The sequence below is a fragment of the Pantoea sp. CS_6 genome, assembly GCF_041954745.1.
GTDB lineage: Bacteria > Pseudomonadota > Gammaproteobacteria > Enterobacterales > Enterobacteriaceae > Pantoea > Pantoea stewartii.
In genome coordinates, this window is record NZ_JAVAYG010000006.1 from 281,796 (window position 1) to 303,509 (window position 21,714).

Annotated in this window: 18 protein-coding genes; 3 read left to right on the forward strand and 15 right to left on the reverse strand. The window is 55.0% G+C overall.

Annotated elements, in window-relative coordinates; translation table 11 throughout:
• Nucleotides 1–26: 26 nt before the first annotated feature.
• The 4 genes from pepB to trmJ all read right to left on the reverse strand — a co-directional run bounded on the left by pepB (nt 27) and on the right by trmJ (nt 4,067).
• The gene (gene pepB / locus RAC90_RS11675; protein WP_375124355.1) at nt 27–1,313 is read right to left on the reverse strand and encodes an aminopeptidase PepB; all 1,287 of its coding nucleotides are present in this window, start codon (nt 1,311–1,313) and stop codon (nt 27–29) included.
• 123 nt (nt 1,314–1,436) lie between these two features.
• Nucleotides 1,437–2,597, reverse strand: a complete 1,161-nt coding sequence (locus tag RAC90_RS11680) for an IscS subfamily cysteine desulfurase (protein ID WP_375124356.1) — start codon at nt 2,595–2,597, stop codon at nt 1,437–1,439.
• An 89-nt stretch (nt 2,598–2,686) separates the two neighbouring features.
• On the reverse strand, nt 2,687–3,184 hold the full coding sequence (iscR, locus tag RAC90_RS11685) for a Fe-S cluster assembly transcriptional regulator IscR (protein ID WP_006120637.1): 498 nt from the start codon (nt 3,182–3,184) through the stop codon (nt 2,687–2,689).
• 133 nt (nt 3,185–3,317) lie between these two features.
• Nucleotides 3,318–4,067 (reverse strand): tRNA (cytosine(32)/uridine(32)-2'-O)-methyltransferase TrmJ, encoded by a 750-nt coding sequence (trmJ, locus tag RAC90_RS11690; protein WP_033740902.1) that lies wholly within the window; start codon nt 4,065–4,067, stop codon nt 3,318–3,320.
• A 119-nt stretch (nt 4,068–4,186) separates the two neighbouring features.
• Here trmJ and suhB point away from each other — a divergent pair, with 119 nt between their 5' ends.
• Nucleotides 4,187–4,990, forward strand: coding sequence for an inositol-1-monophosphatase (gene suhB, locus RAC90_RS11695; protein WP_006120639.1), 804 nt, complete (start codon nt 4,187–4,189; stop codon nt 4,988–4,990).
• A gap of 46 nt (nt 4,991–5,036) precedes the next feature.
• Here suhB and RAC90_RS11700 read toward each other — a convergent pair whose 3' ends face one another.
• From RAC90_RS11700 to RAC90_RS11710, 3 genes are all read right to left on the reverse strand, one after another.
• Nucleotides 5,037–6,050, reverse strand: a complete 1,014-nt coding sequence (locus tag RAC90_RS11700; RefSeq protein ID WP_367143767.1) for a hypothetical protein — start codon at nt 6,048–6,050, stop codon at nt 5,037–5,039.
• A 190-nt stretch (nt 6,051–6,240) separates the two neighbouring features.
• On the reverse strand, nt 6,241–7,230 hold the full coding sequence (locus tag RAC90_RS11705) for a nickel/cobalt transporter (RefSeq protein WP_375124357.1): 990 nt from the start codon (nt 7,228–7,230) through the stop codon (nt 6,241–6,243).
• Nucleotides 7,221–7,847, reverse strand: a complete 627-nt coding sequence (locus tag RAC90_RS11710) for a DUF1007 family protein (RefSeq protein WP_054633326.1) — start codon at nt 7,845–7,847, stop codon at nt 7,221–7,223. Before RAC90_RS11710 ends, RAC90_RS11705 begins: the two co-directional genes overlap by 10 nt.
• Nucleotides 7,848–8,002: 155 nt before the next feature.
• Between RAC90_RS11710 and csiE the strand changes: the two genes are divergently transcribed.
• Entirely contained in the window at nt 8,003–9,271 is a 1,269-nt protein-coding gene (gene csiE / locus RAC90_RS11715) for a stationary phase inducible protein CsiE (RefSeq protein ID WP_058707699.1), read from the forward strand.
• On the opposite strand, the gene RAC90_RS11720 is transcribed toward csiE, so the two are convergent.
• Together RAC90_RS11720 and glyA are read right to left on the reverse strand one after the other, a co-directional pair.
• The gene (locus tag RAC90_RS11720; RefSeq protein ID WP_110268117.1) at nt 9,253–10,401 is read right to left on the reverse strand and encodes a 3-phenylpropionate MFS transporter; all 1,149 of its coding nucleotides are present in this window, start codon (nt 10,399–10,401) and stop codon (nt 9,253–9,255) included. The two genes, csiE and RAC90_RS11720, sit on opposite strands and share 19 nt — an antisense overlap.
• A 127-nt stretch (nt 10,402–10,528) precedes the next feature.
• Entirely contained in the window at nt 10,529–11,782 is a 1,254-nt protein-coding gene (gene glyA / locus RAC90_RS11725; RefSeq protein ID WP_033740908.1) for a serine hydroxymethyltransferase, read from the reverse strand.
• Between the two features lie 324 nt (nt 11,783–12,106).
• Here glyA and hmpA point away from each other — a divergent pair, with 324 nt between their 5' ends.
• The gene (gene hmpA, locus RAC90_RS11730) at nt 12,107–13,291 is read left to right on the forward strand and encodes an NO-inducible flavohemoprotein (protein WP_375124358.1); all 1,185 of its coding nucleotides are present in this window, start codon (nt 12,107–12,109) and stop codon (nt 13,289–13,291) included.
• 44 nt (nt 13,292–13,335) lie between these two features.
• Here the strand turns inward: hmpA and glnB are convergent, their stop codons facing one another.
• The 6 genes from glnB to purL form a co-directional block, all read right to left on the reverse strand.
• Nucleotides 13,336–13,674 (reverse strand): nitrogen regulatory protein P-II, encoded by a 339-nt coding sequence (gene glnB, locus RAC90_RS11735; protein WP_003848647.1) that lies wholly within the window; start codon nt 13,672–13,674, stop codon nt 13,336–13,338.
• A 90-nt stretch (nt 13,675–13,764) separates the two neighbouring features.
• The gene (gene glrR / locus RAC90_RS11740; RefSeq protein WP_006120648.1) at nt 13,765–15,099 is read right to left on the reverse strand and encodes a two-component system response regulator GlrR; all 1,335 of its coding nucleotides are present in this window, start codon (nt 15,097–15,099) and stop codon (nt 13,765–13,767) included.
• Nucleotides 15,099–15,770, reverse strand: a complete 672-nt coding sequence (qseG, locus tag RAC90_RS11745) for a two-component system QseEF-associated lipoprotein QseG (RefSeq protein ID WP_033740913.1) — start codon at nt 15,768–15,770, stop codon at nt 15,099–15,101. The genes glrR and qseG overlap by 1 nt, the downstream gene beginning before the upstream one ends.
• A gap of 3 nt (nt 15,771–15,773) precedes the next feature.
• A complete protein-coding gene (locus RAC90_RS11750) occupies nt 15,774–17,201 on the reverse strand; it encodes a HAMP domain-containing sensor histidine kinase (RefSeq protein ID WP_006120650.1) in 1,428 nt (475 codons plus the stop codon).
• A gap of 223 nt (nt 17,202–17,424) precedes the next feature.
• Nucleotides 17,425–17,715 carry a hypothetical protein gene (locus tag RAC90_RS11755; RefSeq protein ID WP_133745437.1) on the reverse strand — a complete coding sequence of 97 codons (291 nt, stop codon included), beginning with the start codon at nt 17,713–17,715 and terminating at the stop codon, nt 17,425–17,427.
• Nucleotides 17,716–17,768: 53 nt separating this feature from the next.
• A complete protein-coding gene (gene purL, locus RAC90_RS11760) occupies nt 17,769–21,659 on the reverse strand; it encodes a phosphoribosylformylglycinamidine synthase (protein ID WP_375124359.1) in 3,891 nt (1,296 codons plus the stop codon).
• Nucleotides 21,660–21,714 lie beyond the last annotated feature (55 nt).

Here is a 21,714-nt window from a genome sequence, read left to right on the forward strand (position 1 = left end):
TGACCAGGTCACCGCGGAGATTGCATTTATTTCAGTAACAGGTTGGCGATAGTGCGCACGCCCAGGCCGGTTGCGCCTGCCGACCATTGATCGACCGCGCTCTTACGGTACGTCGCTGAGCAGTCGATATGTAACCAGCCCTGCTGATAGTGGCTGACGAAATAGGACAGGAACGCTGCCGCGCTGCTGGCACCGGCAGAATGTGCCGGGCTGGCGATGTTATTCAGATCGGCAAAGTTTGACGGCAGATGACTGCGATGGAACTCTGCCAGCGGCAAACGCCAGAACGGTTCGTTTTCACTGACCGCACTGCCCATCACCGACTGCGCCAGCACATCGTCGAAGGTAAACAAGGCGTGATAATCGTTGCCCACCGCCGTTTTCGCGGCACCGGTCAGCGTTGCCGCATCGATCAGCAGCGTCGGATTCTGCTCGCTGGCATCGATCAGACCATCTGCCAGGACCAGACGACCTTCCGCATCGGTGTTCATCACTTCTACCGACTTGCCATTGCGGTAACGAATGATGTCACCCAGCTTAAAGGCGTTGCTGCTGACCATGTTATCCGCGCAGCACAGGTAAAGTTTGACGCGCTTTTTCAGTCCGCGCGCGATGGCCATGGCCAGTGCACCGGTCACCGTCGCGGCACCGCCCATATCTGACTTCATGGAGTCCATGGTGGCACTGGTTTTGAGGCTGTAGCCACCGGTATCGAAGGTAATCCCTTTACCGACCAGGCAGGCGTAAACCGGCGCTTCGCTATCGCCGGTGGGGTTAAAATCCAGTGCCAGGAAAACCGGCGGACGGTTTGAGCCCCGTCCTACCGTGTGCAGGCCCATATAGCCTTGCTCACGTAAATCATCGCCTTTGGTTATGCGATAGCTGACCGCTTCGCCACCTAACTCGCTCAGTAAATCTACGGCACTGTGTGCCAGCGTCTCTGGCCCTAAATCATCTGCAGGCAGGTTAATCGTATCGCGCACCCAGCCTACGATCTTACGGCGGCGATCAAATTCCGCCTGTTCATGTTCACCCAACTGCGGCCAGTCAACGCTGTTTTTGGCTTTCGGGCTGCGATAGCCCTGCCAGAAGGCCCAGCACTGCTCCAGATGCCAGCCTTCGCCCGTCAGGGCAACATGACGAATGCCCTGCCCATCCAGCTTACGCGCGGCACGCTGGATGCTCATCAACGCATCGGCTTCACGCAGGTGCACGTTCATACCGTTTTCATTGCTGCTTAACAGTGCTTTTTCACCCCAGCGCGCATCGGCGGGCTGGTTGCTGAGCGTGATATTCATCGGTTGTGTACTCATTGTAGGGCTCCGTATTTGTTATTCGTTTCATCCAGCCTGTTTTAGCGACGGCTTTTCATACAGATGTTACGCCGCACACCGCAGGCGTTGCCGGTGCGCAGTGGTCAGCCTCTTCAGGCCTGATTATGACTTCATGAGTTCACGCAGGCGCGTCACGGACTTCTGCACCAGCGCAATGGCATAATCGATCTCTTCTTCAGTGGTGAACCGCCCCAGTGAGAAGCGAAGTGAACTGTGGGCCAGTTCTTCGTTCAGACCGAGTGCGCGCAGAACATAGGAAGGTTCCAGACTGGCGGAAGTACAGGCCGATCCGGACGACAGCGCAAGATCTTTCAGCGCCATGATCAACGACTCACCTTCAACATCAGCAAAACTGACGTTAAGTATGTTGGCGCAGCTGTGTTGCAAATCACCATTCACCGTTACGCCGCCTGTCTCACGGATGCCGTGCCACAGTTTGTCACGCAACAGCGACAAGCGAGCCATCTCTTCTTCACGCACCGCTTTGGCAATGCGGTAAGCCTCACCCATGCCGACAATCTGGTGCACCGGTAAGGTGCCCGATCGCATATTGCGCTCGTGACCGCCGCCGTGGATCTGCGCATCAATCTGGATACGCGGCTTACGACGGACATAGAGCGCGCCAATGCCTTTAGGACCATAAACTTTATGACCGGAAAACGACATCAGATCAACAGGAAGTTCAGCGAGATCGATAGCCAGTTTCCCGACGCTTTGCGTCGCATCGACGTGGAACAGGATGCCCCACTCCCGGCACAGGGCGCCCAGCGCAGCGATATCCTGAATCACACCGATTTCGTTATTCACATGCATGATGGAAACCAGCACCGTGTCGTCACGTAGCGCGGCGCGCAGGTCGTCAGGCGCGATCAGGCCATTCGCTGCTGGCGTCAGCCAGGTGATCTCAAAGCCTTCACGTTCAAGTTGCAGGCAGGTATCAATGACCGCTTTATGTTCGGTTACGCTGGTGACGATGTGTTTACCACGCGACTGGTGGAAATGGGCTGCGCCTTTAATGGCGAGATTGTCGGATTCGGTGGCCCCGGAGGTGAAGACGATTTCACGTGGGTCAGCATTGACCAGCTCCGCGACCTGATTGCGCGCAACGTCCACCGCCTCTTCTGCCTGCCAGCCGAAACGGTGCGAACGGGAGGCCGGGTTACCAAACGTGCCATCCAGCGTCAGGAATTGCATCATTTTGCTGGCCACACGCTGATCGGCCGGCGTCGTGGCGGCATAATCCAGGTAAATCGGTAATTTCATTGCGCTACAGCTCCGTATAAAAAATCATACGTATTTATAGCAGATTCAGCCCCTGCCGCGTTAGCAGTAAGGGCCGGAGAAGCAGAGGATTAGGAGGCGCGGAGGTTAACGTTGATTTCCTGTGCGCGGGCGTGCTGGAAACGACGATTGTCGTTAGCATTCTGGCGGTCGGCCACATCCAGGATTTCCTGATTATTCACCAGCTCAGCCAGCGTAATGTTGTTCAGGAATTCGCTAATACGGACGCTCAGGTCACGCCACAACACATGGGTCAGACAGCGCTCGCCACCCTGACAGCCTTCTTTGCCCTGGCATTTGGTGGCGTCCACAGATTCATCAACCGCAGTGATCACTTCACCCACCGCAATCGCGCTGGCTTCTTTGCCCAGCAGATAACCGCCACCCGGACCACGAACGCTGGATACCAGATTGTGCTTACGTAACCGCGAGAACAGCTGCTCCAGATAAGAGAGCGATATACCCTGGCGTTCAGAGATGTCAGCCAGTGGAACAGGGCCTTGGTGAGAATGCAGGGCAACGTCCAGCATAGCGGTAACAGCGTAACGTCCTTTGGATGTCAGTCTCATAGCATACAACCTCAATAGCGTCCGGTTATCGGAGGATTAGCGAAGATGACGGCAAGTCTGACATTCCCGAGTAATTTGGTCAACTATTTAACCAAGTAATTTACTCAACTATTTAACCTGGCGTTTTACTCAACTATTCAGGGCCGTTTTGTTTCGGTCCTTTACGCTTCTCAAACGAGGCGAGCATCCCGCGCAGAATATTGAGTTCGTCGCGCTCAGGACGGGCGCGCGTATACAGACGACGCAGCTTGCTCATTACCTGGCCGGGATTGGCTTCACGGATAAATCCGCTTTCCAGCATCATCTGTTCCATGTGCTGGTAGAAACGCTCCAGGTCGTCAACCAGCGGATAAGGTGATTCCTCGTACTGCGGTTTGGGACTGGCGTTTTCCTGCGCCTGCAGCCAGGCCATGCGGACTTCATAGGCAATGATCTGCACCGCCATCGCCAGGTTAAGCGAGCTGTATTCCGGGTTCGCCTGGATGGCCACATGATAATGGCACTTTTGCAATTCATCGTTAGTCAGCCCGACACGCTCACGACCAAATACCAGGGCGACGGGGGCCTGCCGGGCCTCTTCAATACTTTTCAGGCCACATTCACGTGAATCCAGCATCGGCCACGGCAGCGAGCGGGAACGTGCACTGGTGCCGACCACCAGACTGCATCCGGCAATCGCGTCATCCAGTGAGTCGACAATTTTCGCCTCGCCAATCACGTCACTGGCCCCGGCAGCCAGCGAGATAGCCTGTGAATCCGGCTTCACTAGCGGATTGACCAAATAGAGGTTAGTTAAGCCCATAGTTTTCATCGCGCGCGCGACGGAGCCCATGTTGCCGGTGTGAGAAGTTTCTACCAGTACGATACGAATATTTTGCAGCATAATTGGGATCGGTCAGAAAATGATGACGCGTACTCTAACATAAAGCAGGACATTTACCGAACACCCTGCTATACTCCGCGCCGTTTTCCCCGTTCTTTAACATCCAGCGAGAGATACCGATGCATCCAATGCTCAACATTGCCGTGCGCGCAGCGCGCAAGGCCGGAAATTTAATTGCCAAGAATTATGAAACCCCGGACGCCGTCGAAGCCAGCCAGAAAGGCAGTAACGACTTCGTAACCAATGTTGACCGCGACGCAGAACGCCTGATTATCGAAGTGATTCGTAAATCCTACCCGAAGCACACCATTATTACTGAAGAGAGTGGTGAACTTGAAGGTGAAGATCAGGACATTCAATGGGTAATCGATCCGCTGGATGGCACGACCAACTTTATCAAACGCCTGCCCCACTTCTCTGTTTCTATCGCCGTACGCATTAAAGGCCGTACTGAAGTGGCGGTGGTATATGATCCTATGCGTAATGAACTGTTCAGTGCCGTACGTGGCCAGGGCGCGCAGCTTAACGGCTACCGTCTGCGCGGCAGCATCGCTCGCGATCTGGATGGCACCATTCTGGCGACCGGTTTCCCGTTCAAGCTAAAACAGCACGCGCCGGCTTACATGAACATCATGACCAAACTGTTCACACAGTGTGCGGACTTCCGTCGTACCGGCTCTGCCGCACTGGACCTGGCCTATGTTGCCGCAGGTCGTGTGGATGGCTATTTTGAAATCGGTCTGAAACCGTGGGATTTTGCCGCGGGTGAACTGCTGGTGCGTGAAGCGGGCGGACTGGTTACTGACTTCACCGGCAATCATGGTTACCTGCATTCAGGTAACATTGTGGCCGGTAATCCTCGTGTGGTTAAAGCGCTGCTGTCGTCCATGCGCGATGAACTGAGCGAAGCGCTGAAGCGCTAAAGAAAAAGGCGGCACATTCTGTGCCGCCTTTTTTAACGTCTTTCGGTTAGCGACGTTCGTTCGCCAACACCTGACGTGGCTGAGTACGACGTCCCACCATGCCCATCACGCCTGCCAGGACTGCTTCAATAATCAGGATAAAGAAGGCGTACCAGCTGGCTTTCGCTGTCGCTTTAGCCGCCTGCTCACCGGCTTCACGGGCTTTCTGCTCAGCCTGCTGTTTCAGCTCCTGATATTTCTGCATAGCCTGCTGATAGCTCTGCTCTGCCTGATTAACGATCTGCTCTGCTTCCTGATCGCTTTTGCCGGTGCGCGCTTTAATAATATTTTTCAACGCCTCACGATCGGCTGCCTGTAATGTATCAGCATGACGATCAATAACGCCTTTAAACCAGTTAGCTAAATCCGTGTCTGCGGTTTGCGGATGATTAGCGGTGTTATTTGCCTGGTTCTCTGCATTCTGCGCTTCATTATTCGCATCCTGCTTCAGTTTTTCAGGTTGTAATTCAGGCTTGCCTGTTTGACGCAGCGTCGTTTCCAGCTCACGCTGCATGTCATTTAAATTAATATTGTTTTCCTGCAGCTTGTCTTTTGCCATTTGGGTAACAGATGGCGCAGCGGCTGAAATACCCTGACCGACAGCCTGGAAGCCCGTGCCCAGAATGTTCATCGCACCGCCTAATACGCTACTGGCAAGACTGACGGCTAAATAAATCGTTATCACCGTGCTGATGCCAAACATCAGTAACCCATGCAGCGCGCCTTCGCGCTGTGCCAGACGTCCGGCAACATAGGCGCCCGCGACGATGGCGAGAAGCATTTCAATCGCCGTCCACACCAGCGCACCGGTGCCCAGATGTTTAAACGGATTGCCTTCCTGCAGGGGATCAATAGTCGTCGCGCCGATAGCTGTTCCCAGCAGAGTTAATAATATGTGAATTATCAGTGCGCAAATAACACCGGCAAAAACGGCACTCCATGAAATACGTTTTAGGGGCAAACCCGCTGTTCCAGTTACCAGCGGATCGGTGTTGCCATTATTAATACGGGTATCAGCCATGAGATATTTTCCTCGCAAAGCACGGAATCGTTCCGTTTTTATTCATCCCATTATTGGGAGGTGATTTAACTATTAACAGCGTAGACAGTGAAAACAAATTTCACCACTAAACAGTCAGCAGAAAAATAAAAAATAGTGAGGAATATATTGCAGAATGAGCAGCGAAAAACGCTTTTCGCTGCTATAGAAATCAGAAAGGCCGGATGCCGCCCGCCAACCCCGGCTGAGCAGATTGCCATAACGCACAGCCCGCAACGATTAACATGACGCTTCCCAGCAAAGCCAACAGAGGCAACAGAGGCAACAGACTGCGTGCGCGATCGCTTATGTGGCTGTTTGCACTCAGCCGTTGCGCCAGCGAACGCGATCGCTGCACCAGCAGACCAATCGCCGAAATGGTCAGGGCCGTTCCCATCGCCATCACCGCCGCCGAGAGGACGCCCCAGAGGTAAACGCCAATCACCTTAGCAAACAGCAGCATCATGATGGCTCCTGAACAGGGCCGCAGCCCCATCGACAGCACCACCAGTAACTGGGTTTTCACGTTAACGGCACCGGCTACCTGCTGTGCACTGGGCAGATGAGCATGACCGCAGCCGCACTGATCATCATGATGATGGTGTGGATGCAGAGCACGAATGTTCATCGCCGGTTTCGGTCGGAACAGTCGCCACAGAGAGTTGACCGCCCGATAACCTGTCCAGATTCCCAGGGCAATCACCAGAAGATAACTGCCCTTCTCCAGCCAGAAACTGCTCAGATGCAACTGGCGTGATGAGGTGTGCAATACCACCAGCATCAGGGTTACCAGAACAATCGCGACCGAACCCTGTAACAGCGATGCCAGCAGCGTCAGCTTCATGCTGGTTTTCAGTTTTGCCGGATGAGTGGCCAGGAAAGTGGTGATAACAACCTTACCGTGCCCAGGTCCTAACGCATGCAGGATGCCGTACACCAGACTAAACGCCAGTAATGACAGGCCAGCCCGGTGCGGATGTTCGGCAACCTGTTGCAGGAGCTGCGTCATCTCGCGGTTGAGGATTTTTTGCCAGAGCACACTTTGCAGCAGAATTTGCGGCCAGTACAGCCAGATCGCGCTGACCGCCGTCACCAGCCCGACCATGAATACTGCCAGTGGCCACAGCCGTTTTTTGGGCCGCGCTATGGTCGTCAGTGACATGTCAGAATCACCGTTTGCGCGAACTGCCTGCCCAGATCCATCTCTTCGGGTGGCGCATCGGCCTTGTCGAGCGATAAGGCATACTGCTTCAACGAGTCATTCGGCTTTGGCGTATGCAAGGTGAAGGCGCAGCGTGACTGCAACGCTGGCGGCACGGTTAAGGCGTCAGGCTTGTCATAGAACATGTCGACGAAATATGTGGGATCGAAGGTGAGAATCTCAAAGCGCTGACCGGTTAATGTAGGTGGCTCGGCCAGCGGCAACACAAACTCCAGCACCGCTTTGTTGCCACTGCGTGACAGATTGTATTCTTTTGGTAGATTCAAGAACTTCACCCGCTGCTTGTTATGCCAGATTTCAGAAAAATAATGTTGTCCCAGCACATTCGCCATTACGCCGGCTGCCAGTTTTTTCCAGACCACGGTGCCCGGTTTCGCATCGCTCGCGTCGTAAAGAAGATCGGCGGAGGTAATCTCATCCATGGTCCAGATCATTTTCAAGCCCGTAAACCGATCGCCGTCAGCAACCAGTTCCGTTTTCATATCAATAAAGCTGTGAGGATGTGCCAGTACTGACGAACTTATCAGGGTTAGCAGTGCGAAAAACATGCGTTTCATAATGTTATAAAGTAACGTTCCTGATAAAAAGGTTTCATAAGTAACAAAATTTTGTGACCCGCCTTAAACCTCTGAACAAAAAACCGGGTAAACCATTCACCGGTCAGGGCAGTTGGCTATTCTTAGCTAAAAATAGCCAGCGGGAATATTGATTGATGAGTTCTGCTACATCTTCAGCACCACTCTTCACCGTTTCTCAGCGTCGCTGCCACCTGTTGTTATTGCTGTTTCTGCCCACTCCCGTGCTGACGCTCACCCGGTTAAGCCTGCTTAACGGCGTGGATGCTGCCACCGCCAGGCAAGATATTGCCGCCGTGGGTGATGAGATACAGCGCTATCATCAACTGGAACTTCACCAAATGGTGGATGGCAGCTTGCGCATTCATGGTACAGAGCTGGACAGACGAATTTGTCTTATACATAACCTGCGGCGCAGTTTGCGTCTGTCGCAGACGTTTGTCTGTGAGCATTTTGCGACACCGCTTCGCCAGCGCCTTAAGCAAATGAAAATTGAGAAGGCGCTCTACGATGAAACCAATCTACAGGCACTCATCCAGCACTGCAGCCTGTGCCTTGATCGCCCTTTCAGTACACGCGATCAACTCTTTTTACAAATATTTATGAAATACGGCCTGTGCCAGCGCCAGCCTGCCCTCTTTACTGCACAACAGCAGGCCTGGCTGGCGATGAAGGCGGAGCGCCGCGCGGCCACTGATGTCATTCGTCACTGGAAAAAACGGTGCCATCTCGCACCGGATGCGAGTGAAACCGACTTCTGGACATTACTGTTCAGCCTCATCCACGCGCCGCATCCGGACGCCATCCGTCACGCCAGTGAACAGCGGCTCATGCGCGCCACGCATCAACTGATTGATGACTTCGAGGCTTCGTCAGGCACCCCTTTTCCTGAACGTGCCGAACTCCAGCAGCAACTGTATACGCACCTGGCGCAGGCGCTGGATCGCACTTACTTTACTATTGGCATTGATGACAGTGTGGCACAAGACGTAACCAGGCTTTATCCGCGCCTGCTGCGAACCACTCAGCAGGCGCTGGTGGCGTTTGAGCAGGAATACGCGATTTGTTTTAAACCGGAAGAAGTCAGTCTGATAACCATTATTTTTGGTGCCTGGCTGATGCAGAGCAGCGCCCTTCAGGAAAAACAGGTGCTGCTCCTGACCGGTGACGATCCGGCGCTGGAACAGGACGTTGAGCAGCAGATCCGGGAAATCACCTTATTACCCGTTAATATCACCTATCAGCATGTGGATGATTTTCAGCGCGACGGCGCGCCGCGCGAAGTTGATTTGATTATCTCGCCTTATGTCACCTCCCTGCCGCTGTTTTCGCCCCCGCTGATCCATGCAGAATTGCCGTTGACCGAATATCATCAGCAACGCATTCGTTATTTGCTGGAGTCCTGACGCGGGCGCAGAAACAGCGCAGGCAGCGCCACCAGCGCCATCACCCAAAACAGCTGTCCATGAAGATGGGTAAACAGCACGCCACAAATCATCGTCATCACGGCGATACCGCCGCCCATCGCCAGCGCCGAATAGAGCGACTGCAACCGAATCACCTCCGCACCCTGCCGCGAAGCAATGAAACGCATGGCTGCCAGATGGCAGACCGTAAACGTACCGCAGTGGAGAATTTGCGCCACAATCAACACCGGCAGTGCCGTGCTGGCCCCCAGCAGGCTCCAGCGAATTAACGCGCAAACGCCGGACAGCAGCAGTAAATCGCGCGCCTGCCAGCGGTGAAACAGACGGTGACTCAGCGCAAAGATCACAATTTCTGCCACCACGCCAAGCGACCACAGATAACCAATGCACGAGGCGGAATAGCCACTTTCCTGCCACCAGATCGCGCTGAAGCCGTAATAGGCCGCATGCGCTCCCTGCAGCAGGGTGACGCACACCATGAAACGCCAGACCGCGTTTTCCCGTATCAGATCGCGCCAGGCCTGCCAGCCACCGCTGACGTTGCTCTTGCGTTCGCTGCCCTGAGGGTGTGTTTGCGGCGTCAGTAACATGCCCGCCAGCATACTTATGACGCCCGCTGACAGCAGCATTAAAATCGCCTGGGATGAAAAAGCCGTCACCAGCATACCGGTCAACGACGAACTGATGACGAAGGCCAGAGAACCCCAGAGGCGCACCGGCCCGTAGGCCAGACCAATTTGTTGCGTCCAGGTCGCCGCCAGCGCGTCACTTAAAGGCACCAGCGGGGAGAAAAACAGATTAAAGCCGGTCATCACTAACAGCAGCCACAACCACTGTTGTCCAGTCCAGTATCCCACGGCAAAAAGACAGGTCAGCAGCGCCAGCAGCCGCAACGCCGTAATCAGTTGAGAAGGATGTTTAACCTGCGAGGCGATGAACAAACTACCTACAAAACGCGCCACCATGCCGCAGCCAAGCAGCAGGCCAATTTGTTCGGGGTTCAGTCCCACGCCTTTTAGCCAGACGCCCCAGAAAGGCAGGTAAATACCGTAACAAAAAAAGTAGGTGAAATAGCTTAATCCAAGCCATCTGGCGGAGCCGATTGCCATGTTCCCTCCAGCAATAGTGTGACCGGTCGTGTTAAGAGGTCGATACTTTGTCAGAGCCACGTGAGACGGGCAATAAAAAAGGATGGCCGGGGCCATCCTTTTTCCACTGTTGACTCACCTGACGGGATCAGGCGTAAACCGGCAGGCGCGCACAGATATCCAGCACTTTTTGCTTCGTGCGTTCAATCGTGGCTTCGTCGTTCACATCGTCCAGCACGTCAGCAATCCAGCCGGCCAGTTCACGCACGTCCGCTTCTTTAAAGCCACGACGTGTGACCGCTGGGGTACCGATACGTACACCGGAGGTGACAAACGGGCTTTTCGGATCGTTCGGCACGCTGTTTTTGTTCACGGTGATATTGGCACGGCCCAGTGCCGCATCCGCTTCTTTACCGGTCAGGTTTTTGCTCACCAGATCAATCAGGAACAGGTGGTTGTAAGTGCCGCCTGACACGATGTTATAACCGCGTTCCAGTAAGACCTCGACCATCGCTTTCGCGTTTTTTGCCACCTGCTGCTGGTAGGTTTTGAACTCGGGTTCCATCGCTTCTTTGAACGCCACGGCTTTACCCGCAATGACGTGCATCAGCGGGCCGCCCTGGCCGCCAGGGAAAACCGCAGAGTTAAGCTTTTTGTACAGTTCTTCGTCGCCACCTTTCGCCAGAATGATGCCGCCACGCGGACCGGCCAGCGTTTTGTGGGTTGTAGAAGTCACAACGTGCGCGTGCGGTAAAGGGTTCGGGTAAACGTCAGCCGCAATCAGACCCGCAACGTGCGCCATATCCACAAACAACCAGGCACCAACGCTGTCTGCGATTTCGCGCATTTTGGCCCAGTCGCAAATACCCGAGTACGCAGAGAAACCGCCAATGATCATCTTAGGCTGGTGCGTTTTTGCCAGCTCAGCCAGTTCGTTGTAGTCAATTTTACCGGTTTCATCGATACCGTAAGGCACGACATTGTAGAGTTTGCCCGACAGGTTAACAGGCGAACCGTGCGTCAGATGACCACCGTGCGCGAGGTTCATACCCAGAATGGTATCGCCTGGCTGCAGCAGGGCGGTAAACACAGCAAAGTTAGCCTGTGAACCTGAGTGCGGCTGTACGTTGGCATAATCTGCACCAAACAGCGCTTTCGCACGATCGATAGCCAGCTGCTCAACAATATCTACATACTCGCAGCCGCCGTAATAACGTTTGCCAGGATAGCCTTCAGCATATTTATTGGTGAGCTGTGAACCTTGCGCCTGCATTACACGCGGGCTGGTGTAGTTTTCAGAAGCAATCAGTTCAATGTGCTCTTCCTGACGCACTTTCTCTTGCTCCATCGCCTGCCACAACTCGGCATCATAATCGGCAATGTTCATTTCACGCTTTAACATCCGCATCTCCTGACTGGCTATCTTTAAATCGGCAAATTACGCCCCCAAAGGGCGAAGGCAGACAGTGTAAACCCTTTTACCAGGGGACGGTAGGGCCAATCCCCTCTTTTTACGCAAACGTTTGGCTTCGCATTGGCGATGTGTTTTTGGCTCGCTTTGCAAGCGGTTTCCCGCTGTTTTTCCCCGCACCCTGTAACGGAAATTTTCCATTTCTCCGTCTGAAAATTTGCCGCTCAGTCTTCCTGTAAACCACAACGCTATTTACAGAACAAAACACCCGGCTATAAGATGCATTTAAAGTGCAACTTTAAGTAAGGTATTCCCATGCTTGATGCCAAGACGATTCACATTGTGAAATCCACCCTTCCCGCGATTGCCGCATGCGGCCCCGATCTGACGGCCCATTTTTACAGTCAGATGCTCTCTCATCATCCAGAGTTAAAGCATGTCTTTAACAGGGCCAACCAGCGCAATGGCGCACAGCGTGAAGCGCTGTTTAATGCGATTTGCGCCTACGGGGCCAATCTGGACAATCTGACGGCGCTACGGCCAGCCGTCGAAAAAATTGCCCAAAAGCACGCCAGCCTGACTATCCAGCCTGAGCAATATAAAATTGTGGGTGAGTATTTACTCGTCTCTATCGACGCCATGCTGAATCCTGGCGAAGCGGTGCTCGCCGCCTGGAGACGCGCCTACACAGTGCTGGCCGATATCTTTATCCAGCGTGAAGAAGCCCTTTATCAGGCATCGGCACACCAGCAAGGCGGCTGGCGCGGCACGAGAGCCTTCTTCATCAGCGCGATTGAGCAACAAAGTGACGTGATCAAAAGCGTTACCCTCGCTCCTGTTGATGGTAAACCCATTGCGTCCTTCAGGCCGGGGCAGTATGTGTCACTGCATCTGCAGCCAGCGGGCTTCCGTTATCAGCAAATTCGTCAGTACTCACTCACCACCGTCAGCAATGCGCAGACTTACCGAATTGCGGTAAAACAGGAAGCCGGGGGAAGAGTCTCAGGCTGGCTGCATCAACAGGCCAAAGCAGGCGATGAGATTCAGCTGACGCCTCCACACGGGGATTTTTTTCTCCAGGCAAGCCCGACGACGCCGGTCACGTTGATTTCAGCGGGCGTAGGGCAAACGCCTATGCTGGCCATGCTGCATGCGCTGGCTGCCCGGCAGCACCCGGCAGCGGTCAACTGGTTACATGCCGCTGAAAACGGCCAGCAGCATGCCTTTGCAGATGAAGTGCGCGCGGCCGGTGACCTGTTGCCTGATTTTGCCCAACATATCTGGTATCGCGAGCAAAATCAGGGTGATGCAGGTCGTTATGATGCGCAAGGCCTTATGGATCTGGCGAGCGTTTCACCACGTCTGCAGGAGGTGAATACCCACTTCTATCTTTGTGGGCCGCTGGGCTTTATGCAGTTCGTCGTTCAGCAGCTGCTGGCGGTCGGCGTGACGGCGGACAGGATTCACTATGAGGTGTTTGGTCCGCATAAGGTGATGTAATAATAAAAAAGCCCGCGACAGGCGGGCTTTCGACAAGGACACGATTAAATCGCTTCCTCGTCTTCTTCACCGGTACGGATACGCACCACGCGAGCGACATCGAAAACAAAGATCTTGCCGTCGCCAATTTTGCCGGTTTGCGCGGTGCGCATGATGGTTTCGACGCAGGTGTCCACGATATCATCGCCTACCACCATTTCAATTTTTACCTTCGGCAGGAAGTCCACCATATACTCTGCCCCACGGTAGAGTTCCGTGTGCCCTTTCTGACGGCCAAAGCCTTTCACTTCGCTTACGGTCATCCCGGTGATGCCGACTTCAGCAAGCGCTTCGCGCACATCATCAAGTTTGAATGGTTTAATTATTGCATCGATCTTTTTCATGTCAGACCCTTTCCTCGCGCCCTCCGTGGTCAGAGGGATTTTTTAAGTATAAATGTCGCTGGCCATGCTGCAGGCTGGTGCGGCAGAAAATTACTCTTTAAAGTCACTGGCGTCCAGTTCGTGACGTGACAGCAGCTTATAGAATTCAGTACGGTTACGTCCAGCCAGACGCGCCGCGTTGGTCACATTTCCTTTGGTCATCTGCAACAGCTTGCGCAGGTAATTGAGTTCAAACTGATTACGCGCCTCGACAAAGGTTGGTAATGCGCTGTTTTCGCCGCTCAGTGCCTGCTCTACCAGCGCATCGCTGATCACCGGCGAGGAACTGAGCGCCACGCACTGTTCAATCACATTCACTAACTGACGCACGTTACCGGGCCAGCTGGCGGAGATCAGGCGCTTCATCGCATCCACCGAAAAACTGCGCACCTGCGGTTTGTGACGGTCCGCGGCCTGGCGCAGCAGATGATTAGCCAGCAGCGGAATATCCTCGGTACGTTGATGCAGCGCCGGTATTTTCAGGTTAACAACGTTCAGGCGATAAAAGAGATCTTCACGGAATTCGTTTTTCTCCATCGCTTTCGGTAAATCCCGGTGCGTGGCGGAGATAATCCGCACATTGATATCAATATCGTTGTTGCTGCCAAGCGGCCGGACTTTGCGCTCCTGTATGACCCGCAGCAGTTTCACCTGCAGCGCGGGCGGCATATCGCCGATTTCGTCAAGAAACAGCGTCCCGCCTTCGGCCGCTTTAAACAGGCCGTCGCGCGCGCTGACCGCACCGGTAAAGGCACCTTTCGCGTGACCAAATAACTCCGATTCCAGCAACTGCTCGGGCAAGGCACCACAGTTGATCGCGATGAACGGCTTGTCGGCGCGCGGACTGGCCGCATGGATAGCCTGCGCCAGCACCTCTTTACCCGTCCCGCTTTGCCCGTTGATCAGCACGCTGACATCCGACTGGGCAACCATGTGCGCCTGTTCAAGTAAGCGCAGCATCTGAGGATTGCGTGTTACGATGGCTTCCCGCCAGCGGTCGTCGCTGACCGGGACGCGCTGCGCGAGTGCTTCATCGATTGCCTTATAAAGCGCATCGCGATCGACCGGTTTGGTTAAAAAGCTAAATACGCCCTGCTGGGTTGCCGCGACGGCCTCTGGAATCGAACCGTGTGCGGTTAAAATGATGACCGGCAAGCCCATATGGCGTTTCTGGATTTCGCCAAAAAGCGCTAGGCCGTCCATCTCATCCATGCGCAAATCGCTTATCACCAGATCGATTTTCTCTTTCTGCAACAGCCGAAGCGCGTCAGGCCCACTGGCTGCGGTGGTCACCTGATAGCCTTCGCTGCTCAGCCGCATCCCTAACAGTTTCAGCAGGCTGGGATCATCATCCACCAGCAGCAGATGTGCCGCATGTTTTATCATTACTGCTCTTCCTCTTGTGGCAACGCCGTTCCATGACTGCCTTCTGGCATCTCTGAGGTTTTGCGCGACGAAAGCTGGCGTTCGATATCGGTTAACCGCTCCAGCTTGCTTTGCGTATCGCTTAACTGCTGCCGTAATTTTATCTGCTGCTGACGCAGCGCATCCGTCTGCGCATCGCTGCTCTGCTGCAGATGGACGTACCGCGAACGTAGCGCACTTAAATCCAGCTGTGCCGCCTGGTTACTGCGCCAGAGCTGGATGAGTGCCCGCAGGTTTTGCGGGAACTGCTCACTGTAGCTGTCCAGCTCGGTGATATAGTCGCGCCGTTCCAGTGGCGTTACGTTGCCATTTGCCATGAGTACGCCCTGTTTAAAGGCTCGCGACCAGCTGTCTACTGGCCAGCGGTGCGCCTCGGCGCGGGCTTCCGCGGGCGAAAGTCGTTCGGCGCAGTCAATACTGCGCATCCAGTAAAGAGGATTGGCAAGCGCGGCAGTGTTTTCAATATGCCAGATATCGCTACAGCGGGTTGTCAGATAATCCACCAGGCGCGTTTCAGGCACCGCGACAGAGTTTGGTGCGGGCTGGGATGCCGAGGTCGCCGGTGAGGAGGCACAGCCGCTGAGCATCAGGGTGCTCAGTGCGCTTATAAGAATCGCGGCAAAAAATTTCATACTTCAGACTTTCCCGGCGGTGGTATTCAGTTCAATGCGAAAACAAACATCCGCGTCATCGCGGCTGACCAGTTGCAGGTTGCCGTGCATACGGCGCAGACAATCCTTTGCGATACTTAACCCCAGCCCACTGCCTTTAACCGGCCCTTTGCGCTGATGGCTGCCCTGAAAAAAGGGCTCAAAGATCATTGCCTGCTCATGCTCGGGAATGGGCGTACCGCTGTTAGCGACCTCAATGATGACTGTATCGCCCTGCTGCTGGCTACGAAGCCAGATGTTACCGGATTCATTGCCATAGTTCACGGCGTTAGAGTAGAGGTTATCAATTACGCTCATTAATAGCATAGGCTCAGCCAGGCAATCTGTGGCCTTCAGATCGATCTCAACATGCATCTGTTTGTTACGCGCCGAAAGGGCGTGGGCATTCACAACGTCATGCACGATATCGTCCAGTTTGATCGCCTCAAGCGTGATTGGCCCATCAGCGAGCCTGCGGTTGTAGTCGAGCAATTGTTCAATCAGGTGCTGCAAATGACGGCTGCTGGTATCGAGTATGGAGACGATTTCTTTCTGCTCCGGATTTAGCACGCCCGCGACTTCATCCGCCAGAAGCGCCGTGCCCTCACGCAAACTGGCCAGCGGGGTTTTCAGTTCGTGTGAAAGGTGGCGTAAAAATTCGTGTCGCTGAGATTCAAGCCAGTGCAGCCGCTCGCTCAGCCAGACAATACGTTGCCCCAGCGAACGCAATTCCCGTGGCCCCCGAAACACCATGCTGCTGCCCAGTTCCCGCCCTTCGCCAAGGCGGTTAATCATCCGTTCGACACTTTTGACCGGACCGATGATCATGCGGGTAAACAGCAGCGTGAGTGTCAGGCTGATAATGAACAGAATCAGCGCCTGCCAGCCAAAGAACTGACCGCGATCGGCGATTTCGCGCTGAAGCTGTAAGCCGCGGGCGAATACCACCTCCCGCGTGTCGTGCACCAGTTGTGCGTTGGTTGCGGAAAAACGGTCAAGCGCCTGCGCAGCACTGCCCATCGGATTACCGTTCTGGCACTGCAGGGTTTCCAACAGCGGCAGCGTGTCCCGTAGCGTCTTAAAAGCCGGTAAATCGGGCAGATTATCAGCATGGGAGCTGAGCATCTGGCTGTAACGAATCCGCTGCGTCTGATACAGCTTCGCCAGCGAGGCATCACCCAGTACGCAATACTGACGATAGCTGCGCTCCAGCTCAATGGCGGTTCGTGCCATGGCTTCGCTGCGCCGGACATCGGTAAAGGTGTTGCGGTTAGTGTCCGCCGCCTGATTGCTGAGTGCGGAGAGGCTTTCCCATGCCTGCCAGGCCAGTACCAGTAAGGGCAGGAGCACCAGCAAAAAGGCCATCAGCACCAGCTGACGCAGAGATTGGGGGAAAAAACGCCATTTTTTCACGCGACGGCTTCCATAAAGATACGCTTACCGGATGCTAGCGGAGTCGGCCCGGAGAAGGAAGAGGCAGAAAAGAAAACGGCAGACCATCTGGCCTGCCGCAGACGCGCCGCCTTAGCCACGCGTGAGAATGGGTGGAGCCTAACTCAACGTTACGTCCGATGCTTGATAACGATGCAATGCATACGATTATCGGTGTGGTGGACGGCAGGCTCCGTTTGGTGCGTCATTCGGGCTTTATGAGCTCTGACCGCAGCGCGGTGGCATTCATAAACAAGTGAATGAGCAGCGCAATAATTATAGCAAAGATCATGCCAACAATAAAAGCCCCTTTCTGTTCAGGCTCTTGCAGGTAAGCGAGCAGTGAAAGCGGCCCGTTCAGACCATCCGGTCTGGCGAATGTGTCGCCAAATGCCAACACATTTTCATCGTACCTCTGCCGTATAATAAAATCATAGAGATAGATGTCACCAATCAGCGACATCAAAAGGTGACGGCTGTCTCCTTTTGCCAACATCTCGTGCCCATAAAAAAAGGGAGGCACCTGGCCTCCCCATTTTTTTACGGCAATTAACCCAGTTGTTTGCGCGCGTTACGGAAAATGCGCATCCATGGGCTGTCTTCCCCCCACTCCGCCGGATGCCAGGAGTTGCTGACCGTACGGAAAACACGCTCAGGATGCGGCATCATAATGGTGACGCGCCCGCTTTCGTTGGTCACGGCAGTGATGCCATTTGGCGAACCGTTCGGGTTGGCCGGATAGGTTTCCGTCACCTTACCGCTATTGTCCACAAAGCGCAGCGCCACCAGCCCTTTGGATTCCAGCGCCGCCAGGTGAGTACCATCGCGCACTTCTACAAAACCTTCTCCGTGTGATACCGCAACAGGCATCCGCGAACCCGCCATGCCATCCAGCAGTAATGACGGGCTGGCGGCCACTTCAACCAGGCTGAAGCGCGCTTCAAAGCGCTCAGACTGATTACGCACGAAGCGCGGCCACAGTTCGCTGCCAGGAACCAGCTCGCGCAGGTTGGACATCATCTGGCAACCGTTGCAAACACCCAGCGCCAGCGTTTGCGGACGATGGAAGAAGGCTTCGAACTGATCGCGCACACGCGGGTTGAACAGGATAGATTTCGCCCAGCCCTCACCGGCTCCCAGTACGTCACCGTAAGAGAAGCCACCACAGGCCACTAACGCCTGGAAACGTTCCAGATCGATGCGTCCTGCCAGCAGATCGCTCATATGAACGTCCACGGCGGTAAAGCCTGCGCGGTCAAAGGCTGCGGCCATTTCCACATGAGAGTTAACACCCTGCTCACGCAGCACGGCCACGCGCGGACGGGCACCTGTAGCAATCATCGGCGCGGCAACGTCCTCTTCCGGCCTGAAGGTCAGGCTGACGTTAAGACCCGGATCGTTGTCGTCCTGTTTTGCCTGATGTTCCTGATCAGCACAGGCCGGGTTATCACGCAGACGCTGCATCTGCCAGGTGGTTTCCGCCCACCAGGTACGCAGCGTGGTGCGACTTTCGCTGTACACAGCACTGTCGCCTGAACGAATCACGAAGCGATCGCCCGGCTGTGCGCTGCCCAGCACATGACTGCACTGCGCCAGTCCATGTTGAGCCAGAATCTGCTCGACACCTTCACGATCGGCGGCCTTGATCTGAATGACTGCGCCCAGTTCCTCAGTAAACAACGCCGCCAGCGCATCACTGCCCAGCGCCGCGATATCAACATCTACACCGCAGTGACCGGTAAAGGCCATTTCTGCCAGCGTGACCAGCAGGCCCCCATCGGAACGGTCATGGTAGGCCAATAGTTTCTGTTGGCTGACCAGCGCCTGCATCGCATTAAAGAAGCCTGCCAGCTGCTGTGCATCACGTACATCGGCAGGCTTGTCGCCCAGTTGACGATACACCTGCGCCAGCGCGGTTGCGCCCAGAGTATTGGCACCGTTACCCAGATCGATCAGCAGAAGCAGGTTGTCCTGATCCGCCATCAGTTGAGGCGTCACGTTGCGACGAACATCTTCGACACGAGCAAAGGCGGTAATCACCAGCGACAGCGGCGATGTCATTTCGCGTTGTTCAGTGCCTTCCTGCCAGCGGGTTTTCATCGACATGGAGTCTTTACCCACCGGGATAGTAATGCCCAGTGCCGGACACAGCTCCTCACCGACAGCTTTCACGGCGTCATACAGGCCCGCATCTTCGCCCGGATGACCCGCGGCTGACATCCAGTTTGCCGAGAGTTTCACACGCTTCAATGACCCCACGGGCGTGGCGGCCAGGTTTGTCAGCGCTTCACCAACAGCCAGTCGTGCTGAGGCGGCAAAGTCGAGCAGCGCCACCGGCGCGCGTTCGCCCAGAGCGAACGCTTCACCATGATAGCTGTCTAGGCTGGCGGTCGTGACCGCACAGTTGGCTACCGGGATCTGCCAGGGTCCTACCATCTGATCCCGTGCCACCATGCCGGTCACACTGCGATCGCCGATGGTGATCAGAAAGGTTTTTTCCGCCACGGTCGGTAAGTGCAGAACGCGATTCACCGCCTCCGTTAAGACGATGCCATCACGGTGTAACGGTGTGCCCTGCGCCTGCTGTTTGACGACATCGCGTGTCATTTTCGGGGTTTTCCCCAACAGCACATCCAGCGGCATATCAATTGGGCTGTTATCAAAGTGGCTGTCGTTGAGCGTCAGATGCTGCTCTTCTGTGGCTTCACCGATAACCGCAAAAGGCGCGCGCTCACGCTCGCAAATCGCCGTAAATTCAGCCAGCTTTTCGGGTGCCACCGCCATGACATAACGCTCTTGCGATTCATTACACCAGACTTCCAGCGGGCTCATCCCTGGCTCATCGCTGAGGATATCGCGCAGGTTGAAACGTCCACCGCGACCGCCATCGCTGACCAGCTCAGGCATGGCGTTCGACAGCCCGCCCGCACCGACATCGTGGATAAACAGAATCGGGTTGTCGTCGCCTAACTGCCAGCAGCGGTCAATCACTTCCTGGCAACGCCGTTCCATTTCCGGGTTATCACGCTGTACGGAGGCAAAGTCGAGATCAGCGTCAGACTGGCCCGATGCCATAGATGAGGCCGCCCCGCCGCCCAGACCGATATTCATTGCCGGGCCGCCCAGTACGATCAGCTTTGCCCCGACAGTAATCTCGCCTTTCTGGACGTGATCGGCACGGATGTTCCCGATGCCACCCGCCAGCATAATCGGCTTGTGGTAACCGCGCAGTTCGGTGCCGTTGTGGCTGTTGACCTGTTCTTCATAGGTACGGAAATAGCCATTCAATGCAGGACGGCCAAACTCGTTGTTAAACGCCGCGCCGCCCAGAGGGCCTTCAGTCATAATGTCCAGTGCGCTGACGATGCGCGCGGGCTTGCCAAAATCCTCTTCCCACGGCTGCTCAAAGCCCGGAATACGCAGGTTCGACACCGAGAAGCCGACCAGACCGGCTTTCGGCTTCGCGCCCCGTCCGGTCGCCCCTTCGTCACGAATTTCGCCGCCGGAGCCGGTTGCCGCGCCAGGCCACGGCGAAATCGCCGTAGGATGGTTATGCGTTTCGACCTTCATCAGAATATGCGCCGCTTCCTGGTGGTAGCCATATTCCCCGTTTTCGGCATCCGCAAAGAAGCGTCCTACTTCAGAGCCTTCCATCACCGCCGCATTGTCTTTATAAGCCGACAGGACATAATCCGGCGTTTGCTCAAAGGTGTTCTTAATCATTTTAAACAGCGATTTCGGCTGTTTTTCGCCGTCAATAATCCAGTCGGCGTTAAAAATCTTGTGACGACAGTGCTCGGAGTTCGCCTGAGCAAACATATAGAGTTCGATGTCGTTAGGGTTACGGCCCAGCTTCGTAAAGGCTGCCAGCAGGTAGTCAATTTCGTCGTCTGCCAGCGCCAGGCCCAGCGATTTATTGGCATGAACCAGTGCCTGACGGCCTTCACCCAACACATCAACGCTTTTGACCGGCTGAGGTTCGTGGTGGGCAAACAGTTGTTCGGCCTGATGGAGGTCGCTGTACACCGTTTCCATCATGCGGTCATGCAGCAGCGCTGACAGCGTTTGCCACTGGGTTTCCGTCAACTGGGGTGCCTGAACATAAAACGCCAGACCGCGCTCCAGTCGACGGACCTGTGACAGATCGCAGTTATGCGCAATATCTGTCGCTTTTGAAGACCATGGCGAAATGGTGCCTGGACGTGGCGTGACCAGCAGCAAACGCCCTTGTGGCGCATGTTCAGCGAGAGAAGGACCGTACTTGAGCAGGCGCTGCAGACGGGATTTTTCATCCTCACTCAACGGCGCGCTGACATCGGCAAAATGGACGTACTCAGCGTAAATATCACTCACCGGCAGATGAGCGTCCTGAAAGCGGGCCAGCAGTTTGTTTACACGAAATGCCGACAGGGCGGGCGAACCACGCAGAATTTCCATCATAAGATCTCTCGTCTTTGAAACGCCGGGTGCGACGCTTCATTGGGCGCAACAGGGG